The following is a 17,478-nucleotide window of genomic DNA, read 5'->3' on the forward strand; positions in this document are numbered from 1 at the left end:
TCGTAATTTTATAGTTATGATTTCTCTAGCCCTCATTGAAGACGATTTGTTGATTCAGGAAAGCTTGCGCGACTTTTTTGGGGCACAAGAGGGTATTGCTGAACTGCAAACGGCTACTTCGGTAGAATGTTTTCTTTCTGATTTTGCAAAAGTGAAAAATCGGTTAGAGCCAGAAATCATTTTATTAGATATCAATTTATTGGGCATTTCGGGTATTGAGGGCATCCCCTTGTTGTTGGATGCATTTTCCGAGGTAGATATTATTATGTTGACCACGTTTGAGGACAATGACAAGATTTTCAAAGCGCTTTCGGCTGGGGCTTGTTCGTATTTGTCCAAAAAGACGCCCCTTGCAAAAATACTGGAAGCGGTAGAAGTGGTGTATGCCGGGGGCTCGTATATGTCGCCCAGCATCGCCCGTAAGGTGGTCAACCGTTTTGCGCCCAGCAAAAAAGTGTCGCAAAAACTCACCAAACGCCAACAAGAAATTGTTGATGGTATTGTGGCTGGTAAGAGCTATAAAATGATTGCTGACGATTTGTTTGTGTCTTTAGATACCGTACGTAGCCACATAAAAAACATCTACAAGGCCTTGAACATTAACAGTAAGGCGGAATTAATCAGGAAATCTTATGACAATGAGATTTGATTTATACCATTAAAATTCATAGGTCGTAAATATGTTGTGCGTTTCTAATTTAGTTAAAGGTTTTACATCAAAATAAGCTCCCTCAAAATAGGAATCCAATAATAACACTTTTAGGTCGATAGATTAATTTACTCAGTAATTAAAAGCCGTTCCACCCCATTCGCTACATTTCTCAAAAAGCGGTTCACTAAAATAATCTTGAACACAGTAGCTGAAAAAGCGACAGTTTTCGCTTCCAAGACCATCACCATACATTTCTTCAGAAAGGTCAAAATTTTCTTGGAACAGACGGCATAATCGGTTATAGCTTCCCTTTTATAATTCATTACCCAATCAAAATTTTAGGGTGGTTACCGAAAAGGTAACGGCTATGGCGTTATGGGAAGTAAGCGGAAGGAGAAAGAGACGGACTCTGGTTTTACAGTGCTACAAAGTCTATCATACAAGATTAAATACAATCAAACACCATTAAATGAAAAGGAAAACGCCCAAGATATAATAAGTAAGCGTTATTAAATGGAATACGATACCAAATAGCATCAAATCAACCATGGAGAGTTGAACGGATACCGAATGAATTTAAAAATTACTTCGATGTAGTGAAAAATGATTAAGAAAGCTATGCTTTCCGTCTACAGAAAACCAAAAAAGCTCCACCTTACGGTGAAGCTTTTTGATGCGGAGAAAGAGGGATTCGAACCCCCGGAGGTGTGACCCTCAACAGTTTTCAAGACTGCCGCATTCGACCACTCTGCCATTTCTCCTAATGCGGGTGCAAATATAATAACCTTTTTTATTCTATGGAACATAAATTTATGTTCTATAGCTGCTTTTTTTAAAACAAGCTAAAGATTAAGCCACTGTTTGAATTCTGAGGCCCTATTCTTGCTAATGATAATATCTACTTCAGAATTAGGGTTCACTAAGATTTTAAGTTGGTTATTACCATACTTGACTATTTTTTCTATTGCTGAAATGGCAATGATGAATTGTCTGTTGGCCCTAAAAAAATAGGTGCTGTCCAAATTGGAAAAAAGTTCATCCAAACTTGAATTGGATGTTGAACGTTTTGAATCGATACAGACCACATACGTAATGGTACTTTCCGTGTAAATGTAGGCAATATCGGTAGTAGGCACCGGCCGTAGTTCATTTCTACGATAGGTAAGTATGCGCCTTTTGGTCGCAACGTCATCTTCAAGGTTTACCTCTGATTTTTCCTCTACTTTCTGCTGGTAGGCATTGACGGCACTATTTAACTTTGCCAGATTAACCACTTCATTGGAAAGTTTTAGGTTTTTCGTCTCCAATCTTTTTTCATAAGTACTTCCGATTAGCCTAACCGCAACTACCGAAGAAACGATCATAACTAGCCCCATGATGATTAAAATGGTATAAAACTTACTTCTTAAATCACCAATTTGGGCCATGACCATTTGGGTATTGGCATGTGCGGCAATAATCCAGTCAGAATTCTTGACCGGAAAAAGATATACGACTTCCGATTCTTGTAGTCCATCCTCAAAATCTCGAATACCCCCGACCTCTTCCTTATCCTGCAATAGGTTATAGAAGTCTTTTGAAGTGAGGTTATCGGATACCGAGGAGACAAAAGACTGTTCGGGGCTAATAATCTCTCCAATAATCTTAACATCAGGATGACAGACAATTTTGCCTGACCAATCAAACATGCTTACAAAACCGGTCGTCTGGTCGGTATTCTCAATACTTTCTTGCAAAGAAATGATTACGGTGTCTTTAAGAATGCCATTGGCCAATTGTGCACCCAATAACGAAGCAACCTCCCTGGCTTCCCTTTTACTGAACTCTAATTGTGTCTCTAGTACCTTATCTGCACTGAATTTTACGAAATAGCCAACGGCAACGCTTGATATGATTAAAAATATCAAAGTAACCGATAAAAATGTCAACAGATAAAGACGGTCTTTTCGCATGATGCTTTGTTAAATGCTAAAATAAGAATCTTTAAAAAATATAGTAGGTACGAACGTGCTTTACTCAACTTAAATGGTAAAAGCTTGAAATTTTCAAGGTCAAATATTCCTTATTAAGCCTAAAAATTCCCTTTCACAAAAGTTAATAGGTTGTATCCCAGACGATATGGGTTCATTTGAATCCTAATTAACATAAACACTTAAAACAGAAAAAAATGAAGAGAACTAAGTTGATTATGCTTTTTTTATGCTTCCTGGTCGTCTGTAGCTGTACAAACTACAGCGAAGATGATTTGATCGGGCTTGACCAAGAACAAGGTAGTGATGATGAAACCGACGATGTTGAAGCAACCGGAATCACCTATGAAAACACGGTGAAGGCCATTATTCAAGGTAGTTGTATCGGCTGTCACGACAATCCACCCAGAAACGGAGCCCCGTTTGCACTTGAAAATTTTCAGCAAGTCAGTCAGAGGGCCAATAGCATTCTTAGTGCGATGGCGAGGCAAAATGGTGCGGCCGGTGCAATGCCACCTGCTGGGCGATTACCCCAAAATACCATTGACCAGATCCAAGAGTGGATTGACAACGGGACTCCAGAAAATTAAATTCCAATCCTAATCCAATAAAGTCAAAAAAATGAAAAATAACAGAACACTTCTTCTAGCACTGGTACTACTTATTATCAACGTATTGGTCTACAGTTTACAAGCACAAACAAAATATATCGATAAATCCGGTAACATAAAATTTGAGGCTTCCGAGAAACTCTTTGAACCTGTTGAAGCTGTGAATAATACGGTTACCGCCGTTTTGAATGCCGATAATGGTGAATTTGCCTCCTTGGCATTAGTTACGGCATTCCGTTTTAAGAACTCGCTAATGGAAGAGCATTTCAATGAAAATTATATGGAATCCGAAACATACCCCAAAGCAATATTCAAAGGTAAGTTACGAGATTTTGACCTCTCCAATTTGTCTGAAACTCCAAAGGAATTTGAAGTAGATGGGAAATTAGAATTGCATGGAAAAGAAAAGGAGGTCAAAACAGTGGTTCGCTTACATCAATTGAATGGAGCCATTGTCATGAAGGGTGGCTTTGCGGTCGCCCCTTCTGACTTTGATATTGAGATCCCTGCAATCGTTCGAGGTAAAATTGCGAAGCAAGTAAATGTATTAATCAATTTTAAGCTACGACCATGAGCAAGAAAAGAATTGGATATATCGTCATGGCCATTTTAGTAGTAGGGCTTATTACAGGTTTTGTGGTCTATAAAAAGGTCATCAATCCTGAACAACGTGAAATATCCAAAGAAGTTACGGAATTCACAATGGATGCCGAAGACCTACAATTTCACTTTCTAAATGACCCCGAAGCCGCCACCCTCAAATATGTGGACAAAGTCTTAGAAACTTCTGGAACCATTACCGAAGTGGGGCCAAATTTCATTGTAATGGAAGGGAAGGTCCAGGCAAACCTTCTAGAAGGAAACAAGCAACATATCAAAGTTGGTGATATCGTAAAGACCAAAGGCAGATGCATAGGCTTTGATGAATTTCTGCTATTGGTAAAAATAGATCAAGTAACCATTATTAAAAACAACCAATGAAAACTAAAATAGTATTAAGCATATTTCTTTTTGCAATATTGGGTAGCAATGCCCAAGAAGATCTGCTTGCTGAATTTGATTCCGTGCAACCCAGTTCGTTTAAGACCGCCGCATTTAAAGGATTGAAAATCGTAAATTTTGAATCAACGAAGATGATCTCAAAAGGTGAGCTGTATTTTGTGGTATCACATCGCTTTGGATCGGTAAGAACGGGTTTTGAAGATTTTTTCGGCTTGGATCAAGCGGTTACGCGACTCAATTTTTTGTATGGGATTACGGATGGAATCAATATCGGTGTTTCAAGAAGCTCATTTCAAAAGATTTATGAATCTTCTTTAAAGGTAAGGTTGATACGAGAGAAAAAGGATGGTTTTCCCTTCACGATCGTAAGTTCGAACAACATTCTTATCAATACTGCATTGGACCGGCAATTTTTGCCAGGTCTAGAATTTGAAAATAGATTGGGATATACGGCACAAATGCTGATTTCAAAAAAATTCAATAAAAACTTTTCCCTTCAGTTGATACCGACTTTTTTTCATGACAATTTGGTAGCCATTGATGAACAAGACAACTCACAATACGTACTTGGCTTTGGTGGTAGACATAAGTTGACAAAACGATTTTCACTCAATTTTGATTATGGCCTGCATTTGAACAGGGCGTCTAGCTCACCATTTGTAAATCCACTTTCCATCGGTGTCGATATAGAAACAGGCGGGCATGTGTTTCAATTGCATTTTACCAACGCCCAACCAATGAACACCAATGGTTTTTTAGGGCAGGCAACCGGAGATTGGGGAGATGGTGATTTTTTCTTTGGTTTTAATCTTTCAAGGGTCTTTAATTGATACATAAAATGGAAATACAATTAGCAAGAATTCAGGTGCAGAATAGATTCTGTACAAGTTGTAAAAGCGCAATAAAGGCGCGATTGGCCGAAATAAAATCCATTTCAAATATCGAATTATATGTAAGTGAGTCTTTAGTAGTCTTTAATTTTTTAAGGGCAAATGAGCTATGCGATGTCTTAAATGTATTATCTGAAATAGGTCACCCCGAAATTGGGGAGCGATTCACAAACCCCAATGAAGCGGTATCGAAAATATGTTTGTGTTAGTTTAAGTAGTTTTTAGAAGCCTCCCAATTGAGGGAGGCTTTTAATTTTGAATTACTGATGTTATATAAAGTCCGTTATAAAGTAGTAGTTTTAATTATGGTTAGTACAAGTTGGATATGATAAGGCATTTTTCATTTTTATATCGTATTGTCTTTGGTTGTTTTGCCTTATCCGTTATCAGTTGTAAATATGCAACGAATCAAGATATTAGTGCCATCGCGCCTAAAATGTCGTATGATGCAGGCAATTTGATTGCTACCTTGCAAACCACAAAAGAGTACGATAGCGAGACCGTCATCGCGGTTACAGGGATTGTGCATGAAGTCAACACTATCAATAACAGGGTAACTATTTTGTTAAAAGGAAATGACGAACAAGAAAACTATATTATATGCGATATGGATTCCAATCAAACCCATAAGATAAAGACCATACAAAAAGGGGATTCTTTGGTAATCAAAGGCCTTTTAAAGGGAATGTTGAAAGATGTCATTATGTTGAATTGTATAATTGTCAAGAGCGAATAGCATGATAAGGATTTTAGTCATTTTTCTTTTGATGGTCACTAATGCGAAACCACCCAAAGCCACGGAAAAGGTAATTGCAAGACAAGGGAAGGTTTCTTTTTTTTCATATACTTCAGTTGAAGATATAAAAGCCGAAAACAATCAGGTTCTAAGTGTAATCGATATAGATAAAAAGGAGATTGCGGTTCGTATGCTAATGAACGCTTTTATTTTTGAAAAGGCGTTGATGCGAGAGCACTTTAATGAAAGTTATTTAGAGTCGGATATCTATCCAAAGGCCATTTTTGAAGGTGAAATCGTAGATTTTGATCCTACTATCGATGGCGAGCAGACCCGTATTGTTAAAGGTGTTTTTACCATGCATGGCAAATCCAAAGAGTTGGAAATAAAGACAAAAATTGTAAAACAAGATAATAATTACATGGTTTCCGGTGTTTTTGAAACTTTTGTAAAAGACTATGATATCAATATTCCGCCATTACTTGCAGGAAATATAGCCAAAAGTATTTCAGTAGAATTTAGATTTGAATATCAGCCTTATGAAGATTAGAATTGCGTTTACTACGGCCATGGTGCTGCTTACGGTGAGCAGGTCATTTTCTCAAGATTTGTTGGAAATTTTGGAGTCTGAAACTTCTAAAGCAACCCAATTCATTCCTGCCACTTTTAAAATGACCCGAATCACCATTGGCCATTCAACTGAAGTAAGAAGTAAGGGTATTCTTGAGGTGTTTGTCGCAAATCGCTTCTGGAACCTGCCAGTTGAAAGGTCGCAGAGCTTTATCGCCGATAGAATGAGTAGTCGAATAGCCTTGGAATATGGTATTTCCGACAATCTCACCTTCGGTGGCGGGGCTACGACCTTTGATGGCCTTTTTGATGCTCACCTCAAGTATAGGATACCAACCAAAAATGCAGGTGTACTTCCTTTTCGGGTGACGTTGTTCCAAAATTTCAGTTACGACAGTAGTCCAATCGCAAACCAGGCTATCGCCGATGATTTTTCAGATAGATTGGCATTCACATCCCAGGTATTGCTTTCTAAAAAGGTAACGAAAGACTTTTCGTTTCAATTGGCACCAACATATGTTCATAAATCATTGGGAACACAGCCAAATGACCCGACCAATTTTTTTGCTTTGGGTGTAGGGGCCCGCTATAAATTAGGAAGCCATTTGAGCTTAGTTTCCGAATATTATCATACGGTGAATCCCATTGAATCGTTCGAGACCCATGACCCATTTGCCATTGGGGTCAATTGGGAACTTGGGGATGTGCTTTTGCAATTTATGTTGACAAATGCAGTGAACATGGTAGAAGATACCTTTATTACCCAGACCAGGAATAACTTCAATTTTCGTAATCCCAACCTGAATTTTGGCTTTAACGCCACTTATGTAATCCACTTTAAGAATAAGCTTAAGAAGTAAACAAGATTTTTGGGGAAATACGAAGTAAACCCATAACGGTACACAAGAAGTTGTGGAACAAAATTTAGGGGGAAACATGTTGGCATACCACCTTCGGCCGCAGTACTTTTATAAAATGTACGAGTGGTACCATTTTATTTTATTGGTTGTTGTGGGCTTTGTGGTCGGTTTTATAAATACCATTGCAGGTGGGGCTTCTCTAATTTCATTGCCAATACTTATTTTTTTGGGTCTACCACCCGCGGTTGCAAACGGTACAAATAGGGTGGCGATTATCGTACAGACCGCTATGGCTACCGCCGGTTTTAAAAGTAAGGGCATAAACACATATCCTTTTAATGTGTATTTAGGGATTTCTGCCCTCTTTGGGGCAATTATCGGTGCTAGAATTGCAGTTGACGTTGATGGGGAGGCTTTTAATAGGATTCTAGCGATAGTCATGATCGCAGTGGTGCTGATCATCATTTTCAAACTAAAGATTAAAACAACCGATTTGAAGGAAAGACTTACGGGCAAGCACTTATGGATTGGAATCATAGTGTTCTTTTTCTTCGGAATTTATGGTGGATTCATTAACGCAGGGCTGGGCTTTCTCATGTTACTTTTTCTACATTTCATAAATAAAATGACTTTGGTTCGTGCGAACGCTACGAAAGTAGTAGTGGTATTTATCTATATGTTATCCGCCCTTGCCGTATTTGCCTTTAATGACAAGGTAGAATGGCTGATAGGCCTCGTCTTGGCTATCGGTAATGGAACAGGGGCTTGGGTAGCCAGCCGATTTTCGGTCAAGAAGGGAGATGGATTTATAAAGTCTTTCCTCATTGTTATGGTGATTGCCATGGCCATTAAATTGTGGTTTTTTACCTAATTAGGAGTTAGGAGTTAGGAGTGAGGAGTGAGGAGTGAGGAGTGAGGAGTGAGGGATTAGGGGAGAGGAGCTAGTAAAAAGAACATTGAAGATACAGATGAAATTTGTAATTTCCATTAACCATTAACCATTAACCATTAACCATTAACCATTAACCATTAACCATTAACCATTAACCATTAACCATTAACCATTAACCATTAACCATTAACCATTAACCATTAACCATTAACCATTAACCATAAACCATAAACCATTATGCCAGGATTCGAATTATTTGGGGCTCAAGAAAAAGCGCAAGTGCAAGATGTGTTGGATAATGGGGTATTAATGCGCTATGGTTTTGACAGTATGCGCAACGGACATTGGAAAGCCAAAGAACTAGAAAAGGCTTTGGCCGCTCGTATGCAGACCAAATATGCGCAATTGGTCAGCAGCGGAACCTCGGCATTGACCGTAGCATTGGTCAGTGCTGGAGTAGGGGCAGGAGATGAGGTCATCATGCCTACCTTCACTTTTGTAGCTACTTTTGAGTCTATTTTAGCGGTTGGTGCAATTCCAATTCTTGTTGATATTGACGACACCTTGACCTTGAATCCCGATGCGGTCAAAAAAGCGATAACCCCAAAGACCAAGGTCGTTATGCCGGTCCATATGTGTGGCTCAATGGCAGACATGGGGGCTTTAAAGGCAATTTGTGACGAACATCAATTACTATTGTTAGAAGATGCCTGTCAGGCGATAGGGGGCAGCTACAACGGGAAGCCTTTGGGTAGTATCGGGGACTTGGGGTGTTTTTCTTTCGATTATGTAAAGACGATTACCTGTGGGGAGGGTGGTGCAATTATAACCAATACCGAAACCTATTATAAGAATGCGGACCATTATTCAGATCATGGTCATGACCATGTTGGAAATGATAGGGGTGCGGAGACCCATCCCTTTTTGGGGTACAATTTTCGAATTTCAGAGTTGAATGCGGCCGTAGGCTGCGCTCAAATAAATCGATTGGATGAGTTCATTGCCCTGCAGGAGAAACATTATACCATCTTACGCAAGGTACTTTCCGATATTCCTGAAATTACCTTTAGGCGCGTACCCGATGGAGGCGTTGAGAATTATTCTTTTTTAAACTTTTTTCTTCCTACCGAAGAGCTCACTCGAAAAGTCCACAAGGCTTTAGGGGAATCGCAAATTGATGCTTGTTTTTATTGGTTTGATAACAACTGGCACTATTACCGAAAATGGGGGCACCTCTTTCAACAAAAATCCCTTGGTCGGTTACCGAAAGATGTTTTGGAAGGAATTCCTGATTATACCAAGGAAGATTTTTCTAAGTCTGACCATTGGATGGCTCGAAACATTTCATGTCTGGTGAAACTTGGTTGGACGGAAAAGGAAGTTCATGGGAGGGCAGCAAAAATGGCGGGGATTATCCGTCAAATAGTAAATCCGTAGCTCCCAAAAAAACCAAGGATTTTTGTCATAATTTATGACTGTCGGTAACTAAATAAGTAAAGACGGTAATCTTTATGGACAAAGATTTAAAAAGCACTTTTTTGGATGCACTAGACGATTCACAAGATAAACTACTTCGTATCTGTTCTTCTTATGCGCAAGATCCCAATGATGCCAAAGACCTTTTTCAAGAGGTTTTGGTAAATATATGGAAGGCTTTGCCAAATTTCAAGGCAAATTCAAGCCTAGCGACATGGATGTATCGAATTACCCTTAATGTGTGTTTGAGGCATCGTGCCAATTTACAACGCGAAAGAAAGCGGTTTTCACGATTGAAAAGTGTTGAAATTGAACAGATTGATGTTGAAAATCAGAATAAACCAGACGAAGTAAGATTGCTGTTACTACGAAACTGCGTACGGAACCTGAATAATGCCGATAAGGCTGTAATCACCCTATATCTCGAAAGCTTACCCTACCGGGAAATTGCCAGCATAACAGGACTAAAAGAGAATACCATTGCAGTGAAGGTGAAAAGAATAAAGACGAAGTTGTTGAATTGTATAAATGCTAAGCTATGATTGAAAATGAATTGATTCAAATTTGGCAATCCTCACCGAGGCATGAGCAAATAAAATTTGAGAAATCCAAATTGCTGTTAGAGGTACAGTCCAGTCTGGGTAGGTTTGACAAGATTACGGGAAAATGGGATTTTGGAACAATAGGTTCAGCGATTGTTATGTTTCTTATTTTGCTCTATGTTGCTTTCAGGCTACCTAGTGTCTTGGCTAAAGTAGGCGTGATTTTGCTTATGCTTTGGTGCTTGTTTTTGATTTACGTCGTTCTTAGGCTTAAAAGGACAAAACCTAATGAAGCGAGCTCATATCTTGACTATCTAAAACAACATAGGCAATACCTCAAAAATCATATACGCTTGTCCAATGGATTTATGGTACTGACCGTTTTCCCTTGTTTTGGTGGAGTGGCCCTGGTTATGATTGGCAAGCTGAACCTATGGAACAAATCTTGGTCTGAAATAGCGGGCACTAAGATGGTCTGGATTCAGTTTTCGATTTTTATGCTCGTCGGAATAGTTGCCTATGCAATGAATAAATGGGTGGCAAAAAGGGAATTTCTGCCCAGATTGCAAAAAGTGAATAAACTATTGGCGTTGCTCAAAGAAGACCAGTAATCGAAACACTTTCACGAAGCTAAACACCTTAAACGGATAAACTTGCAAAGTGTTTAATAGGTAACGTATTCCACAATTTCCAATCCGTAGCCAACAATACCTACGCGCTTGGTCTGTTCTGAATTTGTTAGTAGCCGGATTTTGGAAATATTAAGGTCATGCAAAATTTGGGCACCTACACCAAAATCCTTGGCATCCATATCTATTTTCGGTGCTTTTAGAATACCGTCACGTTGAAGGCCTTTGAGCTCTTTTAGCCTTCCCAAAAGGTTCATGGTCTCCGGTTCTTGATTGATAAATACGAAAGCTCCTTTATCGGCGGCATTGATAGCCTTGAACATTTCGTTCAATTTACTGTCAGGATTATTGGTCAGTGTACCGAGAATATCATTGTTTACCAAGGTGGAGTTAATTCGGGTAAGTACGAGCTCATCTTTTTTCCAATCCCCCTTGGTCAGGGCGATGTGCACCTGGTCGTTAGTGGTTTGCTTATAGGCACGCAATCGAAACTCGCCAAACCGGGTTTGAATCGTAAAATCCTCTTTTTTCTCGATTAGGCTGTCATGCTCCATGCGATACGCAATAAGATCTTCGATGGAGACAATCTTTAGGTCAAACTTTTTAGCGACTTCCACTAATTGTGGTAATCGCGCCATGCTACCATCTTCATTCATGATCTCGACGATTACTCCAGCCGGTTTAAGTCCGGCCAACCGCGCAAAATCAATAGCAGCTTCGGTATGCCCTGTTCTTCTAAGCACACCACCTTCTTTTGCGATCAAGGGAAAAATGTGTCCGGGTCTGGCCAATTCGTGGGGTTTAGTAGCATCATCGGTAAGCGCCACAACCGTTTTCGCCCTATCGGAGGCCGATATGCCCGTGGTCACCCCATTTCCCCTCAAATCGACTGAGACGGTAAAGGCGGTTTCTAAAGGGTCCGTATTATGTGATACCATTTTATGTAACCCTAGCGCTTCACAACGTCCCTCAGTGAGTGGTGCGCAAATTAATCCGCGACCATGGGTAGCCATAAAATTGATGGTTTCAGGCGTAACTAATTCCGCTGCGGCCAAAAAATCACCTTCATTCTCCCGATTCTCATCATCAACAACGATAACAACCTTTCCGTTACGAATATCAGCTATAGCTTCTGAAATGGTATTAAGCTTAAATTCAAGCATAGTATTTTCAGCCATTGGATGTTTTTTCTTTTTTCTTTTTGAATACCTTGGTAATCTTATCAAAAACGTTGGCGAAGCTCATTAATCCCCTATCCGCCGTGGCCCTTTTTGTCAATGAGATACCCAAGGGAAGCATGATCAGCGTAGACAGCCAAGCTCCAAAAATGGGATGAATGGCACCTTTTTTTGCTGAGTTATCCGCAAAGACACCAATAAAATAGTAGGTCAAAAATAAAACAATGGCAATAACCATTGGTAGCCCCAAACCACCTTTTCGAATGATGGCACCCAACGGGGCACCCACGAAAAACAAAATAATACAAGAAAAGGCCAGTGCAAACTTTTTATGCAAAGAAAGAATATGGCGATTATAGTTCTCGTAGCGTTTGTTCAGTTCAAGCTTTTTGCCGGTAACGGTATTTAAGATATTGCTGACATTGTTTTTTGCATTTTCAAAGAGTTGCGCCCTTTGCCATTTTGGAAGCAATGTTACGATGTCACTTTTATCGAATGTAGAGTCTATCTTGGTCGTTGTCGTTTGTTTTAACTTTTGAACCTGAGCGGCTTTGGTGGTATCTTTAAAAGGGAACGCACCCATACGCGCCGAAATGTTTTTTGAGAATGCCCGAACCTGTTTTAGGTTATTCAATTTCAAGGAGTCGATATCCTTATTCAATCGAACGACATTCTTCATTTTATCGGTGGTAATATCCGATTCTTTTTCAATGTCTTGGTCGTTTAAGGATGAGATATCGATATTTTTAATGTACACCTCAAACTGTGCTTTACTGAACGGATGCTTTTTTTTATCCGTGGCAGATTTTGGTTGCATTTCTTGATAGTAATTGCCATCGTTCAATACAAGTTGAATAATATCTGACGATTCTTCACTTACAAGCTCCCCTTTCTTGGCCTTGATTACCGTTGTGTTCGTTTTCGTCCTTGATTTTTGATGAATGATAACATCATCAAGAAAACGATCTTTTTCCCCTGATTTTTTCGACACCTTAATATTCATATCGGTACCTTCGATATCACTGAAAACCCCTTCTACAATAACGGCAGCTGGTTTCACTTTGGCAATATTTCTGCGCATGTTGAAGATTTTCTGCTCAGAACGTGGAATGACATTATTGGCAAAAAAGAAGGTTACCCCACCCAATAGTATGACAAAAATGATTAAACTGCGCATCGCCCTTTGTAAGGAAACCCCAGAGGCCTTCATGGCCGCGAACTCATAGTTTTCGGCAAATGAGCCAAAAGTTAAGATGGATGATAGTAATACGGTCAAGGGAAGTACCTTTTCGGTAAGATTGGGCATGAGGTAAAATAAAAACTTACCGATGATGATGATATCAAGGTCACGACCGGCCAAATCATCAATAAAAAGCCAGACCGTTTGAAAAATAAAGATTACCATCAATATTACAAACGAACTGAAAAAATTATAAAGAAAACGCGTTAAAATATAGCGGTCAAGTAACTTCAAGACGTTAATTTCTTATGATATAATAGCCGTCATTTTTATATTTAGCCTCATCAAAAGTAAACAAGCTTTTTGACAGGGACTGATTGGTTTTGAAAGAATTAACGGTAATCGTCGTCTTCGTACCGTTCATGCCCGTCTCAATCAATCGCTGTATGTGTTTGGTTTCGGCATCGATACCCAATAGAATCTCTTTGATTTCAGAATTGGTATCGATGGGTGTTAATTTTACAAACTGTATTTTTCTGCCTTGAACATTTTGAAGAATATCCCAAGCATAAGTGTGGCCTTCTCGATAAAAAGTCAACATTTTTGAAGGGGTAACCGTATTTTCACCTTCGGTGGGTTCTTCAATGGTCACTTCTTCGTTATCAGGAACGATGGTATAGACCTTAGAACCATCAAACAACTGTTTCGCCCCAAACAAATCGACTAAGTACTTATCACCGGCCAGATTCGCCTTGCCTTGTGTTTCACTTTTGGTGTTCGCCTCGGTATTTTCAAGGGTATATCGAAATTCGATTTGAATATTGTCATAACCAACAACCTTATTGTATACCTCATCAAGTAGGGCCTTCGCTTTTTGTGAGTTTTGCCCCCTAGCGGTAAGGCCAAAACCAATTAGTGCAATTAGGAATAGTGTTTTTTTAAACATGATCTCGTTTTTATTTTGTCTCGTTTTGTAATAATTGTTCTAGGGCAAATATATCAGGAACCAGTACCTGTCTTGCTTTGCTTCCTTCAAAGGGGCCGACAATGCCGGCAGCTTCCAATTGATCTATGATGCGTCCGGCCCTGTTGTATCCCAATTTTAACTTTCGTTGGATCAGCGATGCGGAACCCTGCTGTGCAATAACAATGACTTCTGCAGCTTCCCTGAACATTTTATCCCTATCGGCGATATCATAATCAAGACCCGTGCCAGAATCTTCCCCTACGTACTCGGGTAGTTCATGGGCACTGGGGTAGGCCCTTTGAGAACCAATATACTCAGTGATCTTGGCTACTTCAGGAGTATCGACAAAGGCACACTGTATACGTGTCACATCGTTGCCTTGGGTGTACAACATGTCACCCCTACCGATAAGTTGATCAGCGCCTTGGGCATCTAAAATGGTGCGGGAATCGATTTTTGAGGTAACCCTGAAGGCGATACGTGCAGGAAAGTTTGCCTTGATAATACCGGTAATTACATTTACAGAGGGTCTTTGCGTTGCAATGATCAAATGGATGCCGATTGCCCTTGCCAACTGGGCCAATCGTGCAATAGGGGTTTCTACCTCTTTGCCAGCGGTCATGATCAAATCGGCAAATTCGTCAACCACTAAAATGATGTACGGCAGAAATTTATGTCCGTCATTGGGGTTCAATTTACGGGCCTTGAATTTGGTGTTGTATTCTTTGATATTTCGCACTAATGCCAACTTCAACAGTTCATAACGATGATCCATTTCGATACATAGGGAATTCAGCGTATTGATGACCTTGGTGTTATCTGTAATGATGGCTTCTTCAGAATCAGGAAGTTTGGCCAAATAATGACGCTCGATTTTATTGAAAAGCGTCAATTCCACCTTCTTTGGGTCGACCAATACAAATTTGATTTCCGCAGGATGTTTTTTATAAAGTAGTGAGGTAATGACGGCATTGAGGCCAACGGATTTCCCCTGACCTGTGGCACCGGCCATCAAAAGGTGTGGCATTTTGGCGAGGTCAACGACAAAAGTCTCATTGCTAATGGTCTTGCCAAAGGCAATAGGCAATTGCATTTCCGCATTTTGAAACTTTTTCGAGGCAATGACCGAACGCATTGAAACAATGGTCGCATTTTTGTTCGGCACTTCAATACCAATGGTTCCCTTGCCCGGTATGGGGGCAATGATTCGAATACCCAATGCCGCTAGAGAGAGCGCAATGTCGTCTTCTAAGTTCTTGATTTTTGAGATTCGTATTCCCGCTTCCGGAACTATTTCATATAGGGTTACGGTGGGGCCAATAGTAGCCTTTATCTGTGCAATACCTATTTTATAGTTCTTTAGGGTATTGACGATCCTATTCTTGTTTTCCTCAAGTTCTTCCTGGTTAATGGTGATTCCACCGGTGACACCATGTTGATCCAATAAATCCAAGGTTGGAAAGCGATAACTCCCCAGTTCCAATCTAGGGTCAAATTCCCCAAAATCCCTTACCAGTTCTTCAGCTTTGATATCCTTTTCCTCTTTTTCTTCTGCTACCTTACTGACCTCAAGGTCAATTGCAGGCTCTTCTTCAGGAAGGTTCACATCAAGTCCGGCCTCATTTTGTAGCGGGGGAATATCCTTTTTGTGGGTATAGGTGTCAATTTTAACTTCGGGTTCCGGTTGCAGGATCACTTCGGTATCCATATCCGGTTCAATCCCTTTGTTTGAGGTCGTAGCTGTCTGAAATTCTTTCGAAAGGGTACTCTTTTTTTCCCTAAAATAGTTTCCTATGGCTTCAGGTGAAAAATTGAAAAGGCGGACTAAAATGACGATTAGGGCAAATAACAGTATCAAGAATATTCCGATAGCCCCAACATAGTCACGTAAAAAATCATTTAGCTCATAGCCTATCAAACCTCCCAACAAGGGTTGTTCCATGGCTAGGAAACCCAAAGTGGTAGAAACCCAAATAACGGACACCATACCCCAAATCCATTTGCCCCATAGCTGTTTTCCATCCAAGCCGAGAAAAAGGTAAAGTCCGGTAATTGCCAATAGCACAGGAAACACAAAAGAGGCCAATCCGAAACCTTGGTACATGAAAAAATGACTGACCGCGGCCCCAAACTTGTTCAATAAATTAGATGCCTCCGCATTTCTATCCCCGAATTCGGTTAGAAGGCTTTGGTCTTCTTGCCAAGTGAAATAGTATGAAATAAACGAAAAGAAAAGCGCAATACTAATAACAATCAATAAGCTACCGAGAATCACCTGGTTTTTCTTCGATAGCTGAAAAGACGTACGCTTTTTAGTGGTTGTAGGTTTTGACTTTCTTCGTTTCTTCGCCATGTAACGATGGGATAAGGGGCTAATTTACAAATTTACAATGCTAATGTACGGTTGTGGCTTGCTAAATGATTTTGGGAATATAGATCAAGAGCCCTGCGATAGTTGCCATGATGGATACGATCATTACGGCACCGGCGGAAATGTCTTTTATGAAGCCGATTTTTTCATCAAATTCAGGATGTACGAAATCAGCGGTTTTTTCAACCGCTGTATTGAGACCTTCGATACCCATGACCAGGCCAATCGCCAAACATTGCAAGATCCACTCCGTGGTCGATAAGCCAAAGTAACACCCTAGGGCGGTCATCACTACTGCGATCACAAATTGGATTTTAATACTGGCCTCTGTACGAATAAGAAGAAAAAGACCTTTAAAAGCAAAGCCTACACTTTTGATCCTGTTTACGAGAAAAGACTCCTTAGGCATTCATCAACGCTTCAAGTGCGGCTTTGTAATTGGGTTCATCAGCAGTTTCCTTAACCTGTTCCGTATAGCACACCTTGCCCTCGCCATTCAAGACCACAATGCATCGAGAGTGAAGGCCGGTAAAACCCCCGGTAGCGAATTCAAGACCATAGGCCTTACCAAATTCCCCAGTTTTAAAGTCAGACAACATTTCAACGTTCTCAATGCCCTCGGCACCACAAAAGCGTTGTTGTGCAAAAGGTAAATCCCTAGAAATGCAAAGTACTTTTGCATCTTCTAACTTAGCTGCTTCTTCGTTGAACTGGCGAACTGATTTCGCGCAAGTGCCCGTATCAACACTCGGAAAAATATTCATGACCACTTTATGTCCGCTATAATCTGACAGACCGACCTCGGAAAGGTCTACTTTGGTCAATTTGAAATTTGGTGCTTTTGTTGCTATTTCCGGTAATTCCCCTACAGTTGTAACAGGGGTTCCACCCAAGGTTATTGATGCCATGTCCGTTGTTTTTTAATTTGCCGTGAAGTTATGAAACCCAACTT

The 17,478-nt window shown here is 40.1% G+C and carries 21 protein-coding genes and 1 tRNA gene; 13 read left to right on the forward strand and 9 right to left on the reverse strand.

The features are described 5' to 3' along the window. The first annotated feature begins 16 nt into the window (after nucleotides 1-16). A complete protein-coding gene (locus tag AACM45_RS01900; protein WP_339140372.1) occupies nucleotides 17-649 on the forward strand; it encodes a response regulator transcription factor in 633 nt (210 codons plus the stop codon). A 128-nt stretch (nucleotides 650-777) separates the two neighbouring features. Here the strand turns inward: AACM45_RS01900 and AACM45_RS01905 are convergent, their stop codons facing one another. The 3 genes from AACM45_RS01905 to AACM45_RS01915 form a co-directional block, all read right to left on the reverse strand. Next, nucleotides 778-975, reverse strand: a complete 198-nt coding sequence (locus AACM45_RS01905; protein WP_339140373.1) for a hypothetical protein — start codon at nucleotides 973-975, stop codon at nucleotides 778-780. 353 nt (nucleotides 976-1,328) lie between these two features. Next, nucleotides 1,329-1,413, reverse strand: a tRNA-Ser gene (locus AACM45_RS01910). Between the two features lie 81 nt (nucleotides 1,414-1,494). Continuing rightward, nucleotides 1,495-2,604 carry a LytR/AlgR family response regulator transcription factor gene (locus AACM45_RS01915; protein WP_339140374.1) on the reverse strand — a complete coding sequence of 370 codons (1,110 nt, stop codon included), beginning with the start codon at nucleotides 2,602-2,604 and terminating at the stop codon, nucleotides 1,495-1,497. Between the two features lie 215 nt (nucleotides 2,605-2,819). Between AACM45_RS01915 and AACM45_RS01920 the strand changes: the two genes are divergently transcribed. The 12 genes from AACM45_RS01920 to AACM45_RS01975 all read left to right on the forward strand — a co-directional run bounded on the left by AACM45_RS01920 (nucleotide 2,820) and on the right by AACM45_RS01975 (nucleotide 10,812). Then, nucleotides 2,820-3,212 carry a hypothetical protein gene (locus tag AACM45_RS01920; RefSeq protein ID WP_339140375.1) on the forward strand — a complete coding sequence of 131 codons (393 nt, stop codon included), beginning with the start codon at nucleotides 2,820-2,822 and terminating at the stop codon, nucleotides 3,210-3,212. A gap of 31 nt (nucleotides 3,213-3,243) precedes the next feature. Continuing rightward, nucleotides 3,244-3,807 (forward strand): YceI family protein, encoded by a 564-nt coding sequence (locus tag AACM45_RS01925; RefSeq protein WP_339140376.1) that lies wholly within the window; start codon nucleotides 3,244-3,246, stop codon nucleotides 3,805-3,807. Continuing rightward, a complete protein-coding gene (locus tag AACM45_RS01930; RefSeq protein WP_339140377.1) occupies nucleotides 3,804-4,214 on the forward strand; it encodes an OB-fold protein in 411 nt (136 codons plus the stop codon). The genes AACM45_RS01925 and AACM45_RS01930 overlap by 4 nt, the downstream gene beginning before the upstream one ends. Next, nucleotides 4,211-5,065 carry a DUF5777 family beta-barrel protein gene (locus AACM45_RS01935; protein ID WP_339140378.1) on the forward strand — a complete coding sequence of 285 codons (855 nt, stop codon included), beginning with the start codon at nucleotides 4,211-4,213 and terminating at the stop codon, nucleotides 5,063-5,065. The genes AACM45_RS01930 and AACM45_RS01935 overlap by 4 nt, the downstream gene beginning before the upstream one ends. Nucleotides 5,066-5,073: 8 nt before the next feature. Continuing rightward, complete coding sequence (locus tag AACM45_RS01940; RefSeq protein WP_339140379.1) at nucleotides 5,074-5,334, forward strand: hypothetical protein; 261 nt, start codon at nucleotides 5,074-5,076, stop codon at nucleotides 5,332-5,334. A 116-nt stretch (nucleotides 5,335-5,450) separates the two neighbouring features. Then, entirely contained in the window at nucleotides 5,451-5,861 is a 411-nt protein-coding gene (locus AACM45_RS01945; protein WP_339140380.1) for an OB-fold protein, read from the forward strand. A 1-nt stretch (nucleotide 5,862) separates the two neighbouring features. Further along, entirely contained in the window at nucleotides 5,863-6,411 is a 549-nt protein-coding gene (locus AACM45_RS01950) for a YceI family protein (RefSeq protein WP_339140381.1), read from the forward strand. Continuing rightward, entirely contained in the window at nucleotides 6,401-7,291 is an 891-nt protein-coding gene (locus AACM45_RS01955) for a DUF5777 family beta-barrel protein (RefSeq protein ID WP_339140382.1), read from the forward strand. The genes AACM45_RS01950 and AACM45_RS01955 overlap by 11 nt, the downstream gene beginning before the upstream one ends. 115 nt (nucleotides 7,292-7,406) lie before the next feature. Beyond that, nucleotides 7,407-8,162, forward strand: coding sequence for a sulfite exporter TauE/SafE family protein (locus tag AACM45_RS01960; protein ID WP_339141176.1), 756 nt, complete (start codon nucleotides 7,407-7,409; stop codon nucleotides 8,160-8,162). 258 nt (nucleotides 8,163-8,420) lie between these two features. Then, entirely contained in the window at nucleotides 8,421-9,620 is a 1,200-nt protein-coding gene (locus AACM45_RS01965; RefSeq protein WP_339140383.1) for a DegT/DnrJ/EryC1/StrS family aminotransferase, read from the forward strand. A gap of 74 nt (nucleotides 9,621-9,694) precedes the next feature. Beyond that, on the forward strand, nucleotides 9,695-10,201 hold the full coding sequence (locus AACM45_RS01970) for an RNA polymerase sigma factor (protein WP_339140384.1): 507 nt from the start codon (nucleotides 9,695-9,697) through the stop codon (nucleotides 10,199-10,201). Beyond that, nucleotides 10,198-10,812: a hypothetical protein gene (locus AACM45_RS01975; RefSeq protein WP_339140385.1), complete on the forward strand. Its 615-nt coding sequence runs from the start codon at nucleotides 10,198-10,200 to the stop codon at nucleotides 10,810-10,812. Before AACM45_RS01970 ends, AACM45_RS01975 begins: the two co-directional genes overlap by 4 nt. 53 nt (nucleotides 10,813-10,865) lie before the next feature. On the opposite strand, the gene ribB is transcribed toward AACM45_RS01975, so the two are convergent. The 6 genes from ribB to tpx all read right to left on the reverse strand — a co-directional run bounded on the left by ribB (nucleotide 10,866) and on the right by tpx (nucleotide 17,434). Continuing rightward, nucleotides 10,866-12,008 carry a 3,4-dihydroxy-2-butanone-4-phosphate synthase gene (gene ribB, locus AACM45_RS01980; protein ID WP_339140386.1) on the reverse strand — a complete coding sequence of 381 codons (1,143 nt, stop codon included), beginning with the start codon at nucleotides 12,006-12,008 and terminating at the stop codon, nucleotides 10,866-10,868. Beyond that, complete coding sequence (locus AACM45_RS01985) at nucleotides 12,001-13,482, reverse strand: LptF/LptG family permease (protein WP_445227717.1); 1,482 nt, start codon at nucleotides 13,480-13,482, stop codon at nucleotides 12,001-12,003. The genes ribB and AACM45_RS01985 overlap by 8 nt, the downstream gene beginning before the upstream one ends. A gap of 4 nt (nucleotides 13,483-13,486) precedes the next feature. Continuing rightward, the gene (locus AACM45_RS01990; protein WP_339140387.1) at nucleotides 13,487-14,134 is read right to left on the reverse strand and encodes a LolA family protein; all 648 of its coding nucleotides are present in this window, start codon (nucleotides 14,132-14,134) and stop codon (nucleotides 13,487-13,489) included. Between the two features lie 10 nt (nucleotides 14,135-14,144). Further along, a complete protein-coding gene (locus AACM45_RS01995) occupies nucleotides 14,145-16,508 on the reverse strand; it encodes a DNA translocase FtsK (RefSeq protein ID WP_339140388.1) in 2,364 nt (787 codons plus the stop codon). Between the two features lie 61 nt (nucleotides 16,509-16,569). Beyond that, nucleotides 16,570-16,935 (reverse strand): diacylglycerol kinase, encoded by a 366-nt coding sequence (locus AACM45_RS02000; RefSeq protein ID WP_339140389.1) that lies wholly within the window; start codon nucleotides 16,933-16,935, stop codon nucleotides 16,570-16,572. Continuing rightward, a complete protein-coding gene (gene tpx / locus AACM45_RS02005; protein ID WP_339140390.1) occupies nucleotides 16,928-17,434 on the reverse strand; it encodes a thiol peroxidase in 507 nt (168 codons plus the stop codon). Before tpx ends, AACM45_RS02000 begins: the two co-directional genes overlap by 8 nt. Nucleotides 17,435-17,478: the final 44 nt, after the last annotated feature.

The organism is Croceitalea sp. MTPC5 (genome assembly GCF_036985505.1).
Taxonomy (GTDB): domain Bacteria; phylum Bacteroidota; class Bacteroidia; order Flavobacteriales; family Flavobacteriaceae; genus Croceitalea.